Raw genomic sequence first — 11,991 nt, 5'->3', positions numbered from 1 at the left:
GAGGAGCGGGCGGCGGTGCTCGATCAGTTGGCCAATCTGGTCGAGGCGCACCGCGACGAGCTGATGGCGCTGCTCGTGCAGGAAGCCAAGAAGACGCTGGCCGATGCGATCGGCGAGGTGCGGGAGGCGGCAGACTTCTGCCGCTACTACGCCGCCGAGGCGCGGGCGAAGCTGCGGCCGGTCGAGCTGCCCGGGCCGACCGGAGAGCGGAACGTCCTGCGGCTGGAGGGTCGGGGCGTTTGGGCGACGATCGCGCCGTGGAATTTCCCGCTGGCGATATTTTTGGGGCAGACGGCGGCGGCGTTGGTGACGGGCAACGCCGTGTGCGCCAAGCCCGCGCCGCAGACGCCCGCGATCGGCTTGCGGGCGGTCGAGCTGGCCTGGGAGGCGGGGGTGCCTCGCGACGCGCTGCAGTTCACGCCGGGCGGGCCGGAGGTGGGGCAAGCGCTTGTCGCCGATCGGCGCATCGCGGGGGTGGCGTTCACCGGATCGACCGCGACCGCCAAGCGGATCGCGCGGACGTTGGTGGAGGACGATGAGCGCCCGATCGTGCCGCTGATCGCGGAGACGGGCGGGATCAACTGCATGATCGTCGATTCGACCGCATTGCCCGAGCAGGTGGTGGCGGACGTCGTGACCTCGGCGTTCCGGTCGGCGGGACAGCGTTGCTCCGCGGTCCGGCTGCTGCTGGTGCAGGAGGACGTGGCCGACGGCGTGCTGCATATGCTGGCGGGAGCGATGGACACGCTGCGCGTCGGTGATCCCGGCGATCCGGCGACCGATGTGGGACCGGTGATCGACCGGGCCGGGTATGACCGGCTGATGGGCTACCGCGAGCAGGCGCGCGCTCGGTGGGTGAAGACGATGGACGCGCCCGCGGACGGGTTGTTCGTGCCGCCGACGCTGATCCGGCTGGACAGGATGGAGGAGCTGGGGACCGAATGGTTCGGGCCGCTGCTGCATGTCGCGACGTGGAAGGCGGGAGAGCTGGCGGAGACGATCGCGCGGGTGAACGCGAAGGGATACGGGCTGACGATGGGGCTGCACAGCCGCATCGCGCGCTCGGCGGAGCTGGTCGAGGCGACGGCGCGGGTAGGGAACCTGTATGTCAACCGGTCGATGATCGGGGCGGTTGTTGGGTCTCAGCCGTTCGGGGGCGAGGGGTTGTCGGGGACCGGGCCCAAGGCGGGCGGGCCGCACTACCTGTACCGGTTCTGCCTGGAGCGGGCGGTATCGACGGATACGACCAGCGCGGGGGGGAACGCGACGTTGCTGAGTTTGGACGAGGGTGGGGTTTGAGGGCGGAAGAGGAATAAGCCCCTCCTCTTTAGAGGAGGGGTTGGGGGAGGAGAACGCGGGTTATGGGGGGTGGGCGCACGTCAGGGTTGCACTCGCAACCGGCGTTCCCCTCCCCAAACCCCTCCCCTGAAGGGGAGGGGCTTATGTCGCGCTTACTCCTCCTTCTACCGGGCGCTCGCAACTTTTCGGCGCGGTGAGAAGCTAGTCGGAGAGGTAAGCCCCTCCTTTTTAGAGGAGGGGTTGGGGAGGAGAACGCTGGTCGCGTGTGTGGGACCGAACTGGGCTATGGACCTAGGAGACCTCGCGATAGCAGGGGGGGACGAAATGAGCGACGACTTTGCACGGGAACTGCGGCACAACATGACCGAACCCGAGGTGCGGCTCTGGCGTCAACTGTCGAGGAAGCAGCTTGGCGGGTTCAAGTTCCGCAAGCAGCATCGGATCAACGGGCTGGTGGCAGACTTCTTCTGCCCGTCGATCGGGCTGATCGTCGAGGTGGATGGGGACACTCATGACGTCGAAGACGATGCGGTTCGGGACCACAACATGCTGTCGATCGGCTTCACGACGCTGCGGTTCGGCAACGGCGACGTGATGACGAACATGGAGGGTGTTTGCGAGACGATTTTAGCCAAGGCTTTGTCGTTGCCGCTGCGTTGGCCCGGTTAGCGGCGTTCTCCTCCCCAAACCCCTCCTCTGAAGAGGAGGGGCTTATCATGCCGCCTCCAGGGCGTCCTCGGCGGCTTCCTCCAGCACCGGCACCACGTCGCGTTCGAGGAAGTGGATTAGGCCGCGTTCGGTGCGGGTGAGGTATTTGGCGGTGCGCGGGAGTTTCAGGGCGGCGCGGAACTCGCGTTGGCCTTCCTTCACCAGGTCGATCAGGTGGGGGTGGACGTAGGAGCGCCTGGCGACGGCGGGGGTGTTGCCTAGCTTCTCGACGACGGGGGCGAGGAGGGTCTTGAGCGTCACGTCCTCCTGCGCCTCGGCGATGGCCTCGAAGGCGATCAGGCTGGCGGCCCAGGTGCGGAAGTTCTTGGCGGTGAACTCCTCGCCCGTCGCGTCCTTGATGTAGGCGTTGACGTCCGATGAGCTGACCGGGTGGGCCGCGCCGTGCTCGTCGAGATAGCCGAACAGATGCTGGTCGGGGAGGTCTTGGCATTTCTTGACGACGCTCGACAGCGAGCGGTCGGTAATGCGGAGCGCGCGCATCTTGCCCGATTTGGCCTTGAACTGGAGCTTGAGCGTCGAGCCGCGGAGCTCGGCGTGCTTCTTGCGCAGCGTGGTCGCGCCGTAGGACTCGTTCGTCTTGACGTAATCCTCGTTGCCGACGCGCAGGTTGCCGCGATCGAGCAGGCGGACAACGGCGGCAACGGCCCGGTCTTTGGTCAGACCATGCATGGCGAGGTCGGTCTCTACCTTGCGGCGGAGCTTGGGTAGGGCGCGGCCGAAGGCGGCGGTGCGCTCGTATTTGGCGGCCTCCTGCGCCTCGCGGAAGCCGGCATGGTAGCGGTATTGCTTGCGGCCCTTCTCGTCCCAGCCGACCGCCTGGATATGGCCGTTCGCCTTCACGCAGAACCAGGCGTCCTTGTAGGCGGGTGGAAGGCCGATCTTGTTCAAACGATCGATCTCGTCCGCGTCGGCGATCGGCCCGCCCTGGGGATGGGTGTAGGCCCAACCGTCCTCGAGCTTCTCGCGGGTGATGCCGGGGGTGCTGTCGTCGGTATAGACGATCTGATCGGGGAGGGTGCTCATGCAGGGGAGGGAATGATCGGGACCGCCTCCCTGTTCCGGGGGCGCATCGGGCGGTGGCCTGCCTCGGCGCGGAGCCGGCCGAGATAGGTGTCGAGGCCGATCTGCGTGCCGACCAGCATGAACACGAACGGCTGGAAGGCGATGCCGACGAAGGCCGCGCCGAAGAGGTATATCGCGTGCGCTCCCTGGAGCGCGGTGGCGAGATCGGCGGCCCAGGGCTCGGTCGACCGGTAGCGGCGGCGGAGCACTTCCATCCGGAACAGGCCCGCGACGTTGATGGCGAGCCAGAGCAGGAGGCCGGGATAGCCCTGTTCGCCCAGCATCTCGAAATAGGCGGAATGGAAGGCGCGGGCCTGGTCGACCTCCTGCTTGAGTTCGACGACGGCTCCGGACGGATCGGCGGCGACCGTCTCGAAGCGGAGCTTGTTCTGGAGGTAGGTGTTGAAGCCGCCCCCGAAGGGATGGTCCCGCGCATAGTCGATCGTCCAGCGCCAGACTGCCAGGCGGGTGGAGGCGGAGGTGTCGGACTGGTAGCCGCCGATGGTGCCCATCCGCTCGCTGAAGGCGGAGGGTAGGAAGGGGACCGCGAGCAGGCCCGCCGAGCCGATCAGGCCGAGATAGAGGAGCTTGCGCCGGGCGTCGCGGAGCATGAGCAGGGCGAGGAGGCCGATGCACAGCAGGCCGGTGCGCGCGGAAGTGCCGATGGGTATGAGCAGGCACGAGAAGGCGAGGGCGTAGGCGAACCCCTTCATGCGCCAGTCGGGCGGGAAGACGGTGCCGTGGCGGGCGAACCAGAGGATGACGGGGACGACCGCGACCGCGACGGTGGCGATGGTGCTCGATTCGTAGAGGCCGCTATTGTTGTCGACCATGAGGTTGAGCTGGCCGTAGCCGCCGCCGCTGGCGAGCGTCTTGATGCCGCCGACGATGACGATGGAGGCGGCCGACAGGACCATGAACAGCAGCAGCGTCTCGATGCGCAGGCGGGTGCGGAGCGTGAGCGGCAAGAAGGCGGCGAAGGCGAGCGCCTTCCACACCCAATCCCACTTGTCGCGCGCCTCGGCGGGAAAGTCGGCGTAGGTCGTGGTGGTCCAGCAATAAAGCAGGAGGGCGACGATCAGGATCTGGCGCGGGGCGACGCGGGCGTCACGCTTCGCGTCGGAGAGGAGCCAGCCGCCGAACACGAATGCGAAAGCGATCGCGGAAATCGGGACGGTGTTCAGCAGGTAGTAGGTGAGCCGCTGGGGCGAGACGATGTCGATATAGACATAGGCGGGCACGAACAGGAACGGGCGGCGGAAGCCGACGCCGAACAAAGCGACGAGAAACGCGATGAAGACGAGGTCACGCATCGGGCTTGTGGCCGGGGTCGCGGAACGAGCGGTCGTGGGGGCTCGGCTCGCGGTCGAGATCGGGGCGGCGAAGCAGGCGCCAGGCGGCGAGCAGCATGAGCGCGTGGGTCAGGCCGAGCGCGAAATTGTCGATCATGCGGGCGCGGTCCTTCCTCGGTTTCCGCCTAGCCGGGCGCGGTTGACGCGGCGTTAAGCGAGGACGGGGCAGGGAGGGCGCAATGCGCATCCTCCACGTCCTCGATCACGGGCTGCCGCTCCAGAGCGGCTACACCTTCCGCACCCGCGCGATCCTGAAGGCGCAGGAGGCGCGGGGCTGGGAAGTGGCGGGAGTGACGGCGGCGCGGTACAACCGGGAGAGCGCGTCACCCGAGATCGTGGACGGGTTGACGTTCTTCCGAACGCCGGGCGCGCCCGGCGGCCCGAGCGGCGGTATGCTTAACGAGGCGGCGGGACTGGTCGCGTTCGCGCGGGCGATCGGGCGGGCGGTCGACGCGTTCCGGCCGGACGTTCTCCATGCGCATTCGCCCGCGCTGGATGCGGCGGCGGCTTGGTGGGTAGCGCGGCGGCGGGGGCTGCCGCTGCTATACGAGATCCGCGCGTTCTGGGAGGATGCGGCGGTCGGGAACGGGACGGGGCGCGAAGGGTCGGCGCGGTACCGCGCGACGCGGGCGCTGGAGGATTGGGCGATCGCGCGGGCGGGTGCGGTGGCGGTGATCTGCGAAGGCTTGCGCGGTGATCTGATCGCGCGGGGCGTGCCGGCGGAAAAGCTGGTGGTCTCGCCCAACGGGGTCGACATGCGGCTGTTCGGTGAGCCGGCGCCGCGCGATGACGCGCTGGCGGCCGAACTGGGGCTGGAGGGAGCCGAAGTGATCGGCTTTATCGGTAGCTTCTACGATTACGAAGGGCTGGACGATTTGATCGCGGCGATGCCCGCGCTCATCGCGCGGCGGCCGCTCGTCCGGCTGCTGATGGTGGGGGGCGGGCCGATGGAGGCGGCGCTCCGGGCGCAGGCGGCCGCGTCGGCGGCGGCGGAGGCGATCCGTCTCGCCGGGCGCGTGCCGCACGGCGAGGTCGAGCGCTATTACGGGCTGGTCGACGTGCTCGCCTATCCGCGCAAGCGCATGCGGCTGACCGATCTGGTGACGCCGCTGAAACCGCTGGAGGCGATGGCGCAGGGACGGCTGGTGGCGGCGTCGGACGTGGGCGGGCACCGCGAGCTGATCCGGGACGGCGAGACGGGAACGCTGTTCGCGCCGGGCGACCCGGACGCGATCGCGAGGGCGCTGGCAGAACTGTTGGCCGACCGCAGCGGCTGGGACGCGCGGCGCACGCGGGCACGGGCGTTCGTCGAGCGCGAGCGTAACTGGTCGTTGAACATTGAGCGCTACCACCCTGTTTACCAGCGGCTGATCGGGGCCGCGCCGAAGGTCAAAGCATGGTCGCCTCGCTTATCCGTCTGAACCTGATCCCGCTCATCGGCGGCGTCGCGACCGGGACTATCCTTATGTTGGCGGTCGCGCTGACGCCCGCCGCGGCGCTCGACTCTCTCGTAGCGGAGAGCGGGCTGGCGGGGCTGTTCGCCGTGGTCGCACCGCCGATCGGGATCGCCGGGCGGGTGATGCTCGCAGGCGGATCGGGGTTCGGAGCCGGCGCGGTCGTCTGGGCGGCGTTATTCCTGCTGTTCGGCGCGGGGGGCGTGCTCGCGCGCGAGGGCGGCGAGGACGGCATGCCGCAGGTCCGTAGCGCCGACGCCCACCCCGACGCGCCGCCCCGCAGGCCGCTGTCGGCGGCCGATCTGTCGCAAACTGGTAACGGCGACGAGGGTCCGCTTGCGCCCCCTATCCCGGTCGAGCGGGCGATCCCTGCCGACCTCGACCAGCCGCTGGCCGTGTTCGATCCGCGCGCGGTGCCCACCGAACCGCTCGCCCCCGTCCGCGCGCTGCCGCCGCTGGCCACACGGCCTGGTGCCCGGCCCGCGCCGCTCGCGCCCGGCGAACGGATCGATAGTTTCGAGCTGTCGTCGCGCCACGCCGCCGAGTCGGGGGTGCTCTCGGTCGAGGCGCTGCTCGCGCGGCTGGAGCGCGGGACGATGCTTCACCAGCGCCGGATGAGTCGTGCGGCCTGATCAAAGGTCGCGCAGCAGCAGCGCCTCGACCCGCACGCTCGAGTCGCTTAGCGGGCGGACGACCAGGTCGGCCACATGATGCTCCCTGACCGTCAGCTCGGCATCGGGCAGTTCGGATAGCCAAGCCGCGCCGGGCTCGACATCGTCCAGCTCCAGCTCGACGCGCTCGCCCTCGAAAGTGGCGCTGGCCCATGGGCGTCCGCTCAAATAGCCGATCCGGAACGCGCAGCCGTGCGCCCGCGCATACCCCGTGATCGCCCTCGCCAGCAGCGCGACGGGATCGCGCACGCATCGCGCACTCAACGGTCCTGCCGCGCGATGAATGCCTTGACGCGCGCCTCCATCGACCGGCCCGGCTTACGGCCACGCGACAGATCACCAACCAGGCGCGGATCATTGACGGCGAGCCGCCCGAACTTCGTCGGCGGCGTTTCCGTCCGCCGGCAATACAGTTTTATCTCCCACAACAGCGACATGACGCGACTCCTGACCCCAACCGCGTTCTTCATCTGTTCCGCAGAATCCAACTTGTCTAGGAGATTTCCTAGACGTAACGGTGCGGCGTGTCGGAGGATGATCCCAGGACCGCGTTGATGCGCGCAGCGGCGGCGGGCGGGTTGAGCCTGGCGACCTTGTCGGGCGCGATCGGGCGCAACCCGGCCTATCTTCACCAGTTCGTCACGCGCGGCAGTCCGCGCCTATTGGCGGAGGGCGACCGGCGGACGCTGGCGGCGATGCTGGGCGTGTCGGAGGCGGCGCTGGGTGGACCGACGGACGGCGACGCGCCGTTCGCGTTGCCGCGCATCGACGTGGAGGCGTCGGCGGGTCCGGGGGCCTATAGCGATGGCGAGTTGGTGCTCGGCATTGACGGCGTCGACGCGCGGCTCGCGCGGGCGCTGCGGCTGCGGCCGGGCAAGGCGGGGCTGATCACCGTGCGCGGCACGTCGATGGAGCCCGGGCTGCTCGACGGCGACCAGTTGATCGTCGACTTGGCCGACCGTACGCCCGCCGCGTCGCCGCGCGTCTATGTGATCCGGATCGAGGGCGCGGTCATGGTCAAGCGGGTGAGCGCCGGCGAGGGTAGGCTGACCGCGGTCAGCGACAACGCGGCGGCGTCGGCGGTGCCGGACGGCGAGGTCGAGGTGGTGGGCCGGGTAGTATGGCGGATGGGCGCGCCGCGCTAGGCGGTGGGCGTCACCGCGCCCGGTCGCGTAGCCAGATCGCGACCGCGAGCGCGGAGCCGACCGCAATGCCGATCATGAGGCCGATGGTGGGCTGTTGAGTCGAGACGCCGACCACCGCGCCCAGGATCGCGCCGATCGCGACGAGGACGCCACCGGCGGCGGAAGGGCGAGAGTGGGGCATGCATGTGGCCCTGCCACGGCGCGCGTTGTGACGCCAGCCGAGTGAATACTATCCGACCCCCCTTCCGTCACCCCGGGCTTGACCCGGGATCCCGCTTCTACGCGCCGATTGTAGGAAGCGGGACCCCGGCTCAAGGCCGGGGTGACGGGAAGTTGTGTTTCTATCTTGTCCTAACTCGCGTCGGGGAGCGCGAGCAGCAGCGTCACGCGGGCGCGCCGACGACCGTTTTGACCTCCATGAAGTCGGTCAGGCCGAAGCGGCCATTCTCGCGGCCGTTGCCCGATTGCTTGTAGCCGCCGAAGGGAGCGGCGATGTCGGGGCTCCAGGAGTTGATCGTGACCAGGCCGGCGCGGAGCTTAGGCGCGACGGCGGCGGCGCGGGCGGGGTCGCCGGAGATCGTCGCGGACAGGCCGTAGGGCGTGTCGTTGGCGATGCGGATCGCCTGCGCCTCGTCCGAGTAGGTCGTGATCGTCGCGACGGGGCCGAACACCTCCTCTTGCGCGATGCGCATGTCGGGTGTGACGTTGGCGAACAGGGTCGGGCGGACGTAATAGCCGGCGTTGCGGCCGTCGGGACGGCCTGTGCCGCCGGTGACAAGGGTCGCGCCCTCGTCGATCGCGGACTGGATCAGGCCCTGGATCTTGTCGAACTGCGCCTTGTTGACGACGGGGCCGATATGCTGGCCCAGCTCGGCGGGGTCGCCGACGGTCGTCTGCTCCATCATGCCCTTGATGAACCGGGTGGCTTCGGCGACCTGGCTTTCATGGACGAGGAGGCGGGTGGGGGCGATGCAGCTCTGGCCCGAATTGGCGAGCACGCCCACCACGGTGCCGGGCAGCACCTTCGCGAGATCCGCGCCCTCCAATACTAGGTTCGCGGCCTTGCCGCCGAGTTCCTGGTGGACGCGCTTGACGGTGGGGGCGGCGGCCTGAGCGACGGCTATGCCTGCGCGCGTCGAGCCGGTGAAACTGACCATGTCCACGTCCGGATGCGCGCACAGGGTCGCGCCGACGCCCGGGCCGTCGCCGTTCACGAGGTTGAACACGCCCGGCGGCACGCCCGCCGCGTCCATGATCTCGGCCAGGATGATCGCGCAGGTGGGCGCCTCCTCCGACGGTTTGAGCACCATCGTGTCGCCGGCGGCGAGCGCGGGGGCGACCTTGGCGCAGATCTGGTTGAGCGGCCAGTTCCAGGGGGTTATCATCGCGACGACGCCGAGCGGCTCGTGGACCACAGTCGCGCGGCCGACCTGTTCGGAGAAAGTGAACTCGCCGAGCGCCTTGAGCGTGGTAGCGAAATGCCCGAGCCCGGTCGGGGCCTGCGCGGCGGTGGCGAGGCCCATCGGCGCGCCCATCTCCTCGCTCATCGCCTTGGCGAGGTCTGGCAGGCGCTTCTTATATTCCTCGATGATGCGGCCTAGCAGCGCGGCGCGGTCGGCGACGGTCGATTGCGACCAGCTCTCGAATGCGCGCTTGGCGGCGGCGACGGCGCGGTCGGCGTCGGCAGGGCTGCCGAAGGTGATCTCGGTGACGGGCTGTTCGGTCGAGGGGTCGATGACCTGGTATGGGCGACCGCCTTCGGAGGCGACCCATGCGCCGTCGATGTAGTGGTTGAGGTGGCTCTTCATGGCGGCTCTCCGGGTCGGTTCGTTTGCATGGGCAATGCGGCCGGGCGGGATCGGTTGCAATCGGAAACGCCTCGCGACGTCGCTTGACAGTGTAGTGTTACAACGTAACATCTGTATTACCCGGCATGGCTGAGATCGCGCCGGGCATGAGCAGGAGAGATGCCATGGCGTATGCAGACCAGAAAGCGAACCAGAGCGTCGCGATCGGCTCCGTCGTCCTTGTCCATGTGGGACTGGGCGCGGCGTTGCTGTCGGGGCTGGCAGTCAAGGTGTTCGAGCCGATCGATCCACCGCTGATCACCAAGAACATTCCCATCGAGAACCCGCCCGAGCCGCCGCCGGAGCACAAGCCCAAGCCGGTCACCAAGGCGCAGCCCCGCCCGAGCGCGCGCGATGTGGTCACCGTGCCGATCCGGCGCGTCGAGACGGATGCCGCCCCGACCTATCCAACAACGACGATCGAGTATCCGCCGCTGCCTCCCGCGCCGCCTACGCCGGAGCCGCGACCCTATATCGAACCGCCGATGCCGACCGTCAGCCTGGCGCGGGGCTTGCGGCCGAGCGGCGACCAGGGCCGGTGGTTCCCGCAGGACAGCTATCCGCCCGCCGCCCGGCGCGCGGGTGCGGAAGGGCGCGTCAGCGTGTCGGTCGATGTCGGTACGGACGGGCGCGTGATCGCTTGCCGGGTCACTTCGTCGAGCGGGAACGGCGATCTCGACGCGGCGACCTGCCGCCTTACGACGCGCAACGGGCGGTTTGAGCCGGCGCGCGATGCGAGCGGCGCGCCCACCGCCTCCACCACGGCCTTGCGCAACGTCCGGTGGGCGCTGGAGTAGACGCTCAGGCCGCCGGCGACCCCGCCACGAGCGCGTCGATCGCGCCCTGGAGGATGTAGGCGGCGGCCATCTTGTCGACGAGTTCGGCCCGCTTGGCGCGGCTGGCGTCCTGTTCGAGCAGGACGCGCGTCACCGCCTGTGTGGACCAGCGCTCGTCCCACAGGAGCACGGGCCCGAGATCCTCGACGTTGCGGGCGAAGGCGCGGGTGGATTGCGAGCGGGGCGACTCGGAGCCGTCGAGATTGATGGGCAGGCCGATCACCAGCCCGACGACCGACTGGCCGCGCATGAGTTCGACGAGGGCGGTCTTGTCCTGCTGGAACTTGGTGCGGCGGATCAGGACGGCGGGGCTGGCGAAGCTCCACCCGGCGTCGCAGAAGGCGGTGCCGATCGTCTTGGTGCCGACATCCAGGCCCAGAAGGCGGCCGCCGGGCACCTGCGCCCGAAACACGGCGCGGTCGGTGGTGATCACAGATCAAGGCTCACCGGGCCGTAAAGGCCGCGAGCCGCCGGGCGGCGTCGGCGCGGACGTTCGCCCAGAACAGGCTGTAGTCGTATACGTGGTAGTTGTTGCCCGGCAGCACGTATTTGGTGAGGTTGGGCGGCTCGCCGATCAGCAGGAAGCCCCGGCCCCGGTCGCAGCGCGCGGGGATCGCGCCGGCGGCGATCGTGGCGGTGGACAGGTCCTCCGACGGGACGAGCGCGCCGAGGTTGGCGGTGTCCGGGGCCGCGCCGTCCGCCGTGCCGGTTATCGGGTTGGTACAGACCATCGGCGTGCCGCGCCGGAGCCGGCCGTCGAAGCCGGTGGTGGCGTCGTAGGTGTCGACGACGAGCGACGGGTCGGCGGGCTCGGCGAAACTTTGCCACGACAGGAGGCACCCGACTTCGGCAGCGGCGCGGCATTCGGGCAGGCCAAGCGCGGCGAGGTCGGTGACGCGCGACACGGGCCAGCCGACGACATAGGCGGCGACCACCCGGCGGCGGAGCGCGGGGTCGCGGGCGACCTTCTCGCGCAGCAAAGTCGTTAGGTGAAGCGCGCCCTGGCTGTGACCGGCGAGGATCAGCGGGCGGTCGCGGTCGACCTGCGCGAGGAACGCGTCGAACGCGGCAGCGACGTCGCGGTAGGCGAGCGCCAGCGCCCTCTGCGCGTCCGCCTCGCTCGTCAGAAACGCGCCGAACGTCGCCTGGCGGTAGCGCGGGGCGTAGACGTCGCCGACCTCGTTAAACGCGCTCGCCTGGCCGCGCACGAAGACGTTGGTTCGGAACTCCGTCTCTCCGTCGCCCGCGACCGCGCCGTTCCAGCGGTCGCGCGAGATGTAGGATGTCGGATGGACGAAGAAGACCGCCGCGCGGCGGTCCGTGCCCGGGCGATGGCCAGCGGGCGTCCACAGCGCGGGGTTGTTCGGCAGGTCGGGACGGGCAATCCACATTTTCGGATCGTCATAGGCGTTCGCCGCGACGTTCGGCTGCGCGCGGAACGGCTCGCCCGGCACAAGCGCGGCGCGGATGAGGTCGTTGCCGTAAAAGCGGTAAGCGAACGCGCCCGCGATCGAGAGGGCGACGAGGACCGCCACGACATACAGGAACTTGCGGACCATGGCGCGGGCCGTGCCCGAACGGGCGTACGCTTGCAAC

Annotated in this window: 15 protein-coding genes; 6 read left to right on the top strand and 9 right to left on the bottom strand. The window is 69.4% G+C overall.

Annotated elements, in window-relative coordinates:
* The coding region (locus ACFE7F_RS10400; protein ID WP_375403778.1) for an L-glutamate gamma-semialdehyde dehydrogenase at positions 1-1,299 on the top strand (1,299 nt) is incomplete at its 5' end.
* A 324-nt stretch (positions 1,300-1,623) separates the two neighbouring features.
* Positions 1,624-1,968, top strand: a complete 345-nt coding sequence (locus ACFE7F_RS10395; protein ID WP_375403777.1) for an endonuclease domain-containing protein — start codon at positions 1,624-1,626, stop codon at positions 1,966-1,968.
* A gap of 45 nt (positions 1,969-2,013) precedes the next feature.
* Here ACFE7F_RS10395 and ACFE7F_RS10390 read toward each other — a convergent pair whose 3' ends face one another.
* Genes ACFE7F_RS10390 through ACFE7F_RS10380 form a run of 3 tightly spaced genes read right to left on the bottom strand, consistent with a single transcriptional unit; the run spans position 2,014 to position 4,539 of the window.
* Positions 2,014-3,051, bottom strand: a complete 1,038-nt coding sequence (locus ACFE7F_RS10390; RefSeq protein ID WP_375403776.1) for a DNA topoisomerase IB — start codon at positions 3,049-3,051, stop codon at positions 2,014-2,016.
* Entirely contained in the window at positions 3,048-4,403 is a 1,356-nt protein-coding gene (locus ACFE7F_RS10385; protein ID WP_375403775.1) for a putative O-glycosylation ligase, exosortase A system-associated, read from the bottom strand. The genes ACFE7F_RS10390 and ACFE7F_RS10385 overlap by 4 nt, the downstream gene beginning before the upstream one ends.
* Positions 4,396-4,539, bottom strand: a complete 144-nt coding sequence (locus ACFE7F_RS10380) for a hypothetical protein (protein ID WP_375403774.1) — start codon at positions 4,537-4,539, stop codon at positions 4,396-4,398. Before ACFE7F_RS10380 ends, ACFE7F_RS10385 begins: the two co-directional genes overlap by 8 nt.
* Positions 4,540-4,621: 82 nt before the next feature.
* On the opposite strand from ACFE7F_RS10380, the gene ACFE7F_RS10375 reads away from it, so the two are divergent.
* Entirely contained in the window at positions 4,622-5,863 is a 1,242-nt protein-coding gene (locus ACFE7F_RS10375; RefSeq protein WP_375403773.1) for a TIGR04063 family PEP-CTERM/XrtA system glycosyltransferase, read from the top strand.
* Positions 5,839-6,528: a hypothetical protein gene (locus ACFE7F_RS10370; protein WP_375403772.1), complete on the top strand. Its 690-nt coding sequence runs from the start codon at positions 5,839-5,841 to the stop codon at positions 6,526-6,528. Before ACFE7F_RS10375 ends, ACFE7F_RS10370 begins: the two co-directional genes overlap by 25 nt.
* Here the strand turns inward: ACFE7F_RS10370 and ACFE7F_RS10365 are convergent, their stop codons facing one another.
* Both ACFE7F_RS10365 and ACFE7F_RS10360 read right to left on the bottom strand, forming a co-directional pair.
* Positions 6,529-6,816, bottom strand: coding sequence for a hypothetical protein (locus ACFE7F_RS10365; RefSeq protein WP_375403771.1), 288 nt, complete (start codon positions 6,814-6,816; stop codon positions 6,529-6,531).
* 11 nt (positions 6,817-6,827) lie between these two features.
* Positions 6,828-7,004 carry a hypothetical protein gene (locus ACFE7F_RS10360; protein WP_375403770.1) on the bottom strand — a complete coding sequence of 59 codons (177 nt, stop codon included), beginning with the start codon at positions 7,002-7,004 and terminating at the stop codon, positions 6,828-6,830.
* Positions 7,005-7,121: 117 nt separating this feature from the next.
* Here ACFE7F_RS10360 and ACFE7F_RS10355 point away from each other — a divergent pair, with 117 nt between their 5' ends.
* Positions 7,122-7,712, top strand: coding sequence for a helix-turn-helix transcriptional regulator (locus ACFE7F_RS10355; protein WP_375403769.1), 591 nt, complete (start codon positions 7,122-7,124; stop codon positions 7,710-7,712).
* A gap of 10 nt (positions 7,713-7,722) precedes the next feature.
* On the opposite strand, the gene ACFE7F_RS10350 is transcribed toward ACFE7F_RS10355, so the two are convergent.
* Both ACFE7F_RS10350 and ACFE7F_RS10345 read right to left on the bottom strand, forming a co-directional pair.
* A complete protein-coding gene (locus tag ACFE7F_RS10350; protein WP_375403768.1) occupies positions 7,723-7,893 on the bottom strand; it encodes a hypothetical protein in 171 nt (56 codons plus the stop codon).
* A gap of 202 nt (positions 7,894-8,095) precedes the next feature.
* Positions 8,096-9,520 (bottom strand): aldehyde dehydrogenase family protein, encoded by a 1,425-nt coding sequence (locus tag ACFE7F_RS10345; protein ID WP_375403767.1) that lies wholly within the window; start codon positions 9,518-9,520, stop codon positions 8,096-8,098.
* Between the two features lie 164 nt (positions 9,521-9,684).
* Between ACFE7F_RS10345 and ACFE7F_RS10340 the strand changes: the two genes are divergently transcribed.
* Positions 9,685-10,356 (top strand): TonB family protein, encoded by a 672-nt coding sequence (locus ACFE7F_RS10340; RefSeq protein WP_375403766.1) that lies wholly within the window; start codon positions 9,685-9,687, stop codon positions 10,354-10,356.
* A 4-nt stretch (positions 10,357-10,360) separates the two neighbouring features.
* Here the strand turns inward: ACFE7F_RS10340 and ruvX are convergent, their stop codons facing one another.
* Both ruvX and ACFE7F_RS10330 read right to left on the bottom strand, forming a co-directional pair.
* On the bottom strand, positions 10,361-10,828 hold the full coding sequence (gene ruvX / locus ACFE7F_RS10335) for a Holliday junction resolvase RuvX (RefSeq protein WP_375403765.1): 468 nt from the start codon (positions 10,826-10,828) through the stop codon (positions 10,361-10,363).
* Between the two features lie 10 nt (positions 10,829-10,838).
* Positions 10,839-11,954 (bottom strand): DUF3089 domain-containing protein, encoded by a 1,116-nt coding sequence (locus tag ACFE7F_RS10330; protein WP_375403780.1) that lies wholly within the window; start codon positions 11,952-11,954, stop codon positions 10,839-10,841.
* Positions 11,955-11,991: the final 37 nt, after the last annotated feature.

Source organism: uncultured Sphingomonas sp., from assembly GCF_964235535.1.
In the GTDB taxonomy this organism is placed as follows: domain Bacteria; phylum Pseudomonadota; class Alphaproteobacteria; order Sphingomonadales; family Sphingomonadaceae; genus Sphingomonas.
This window is presented reverse-complemented; position numbering and strand designations above follow the sequence as displayed.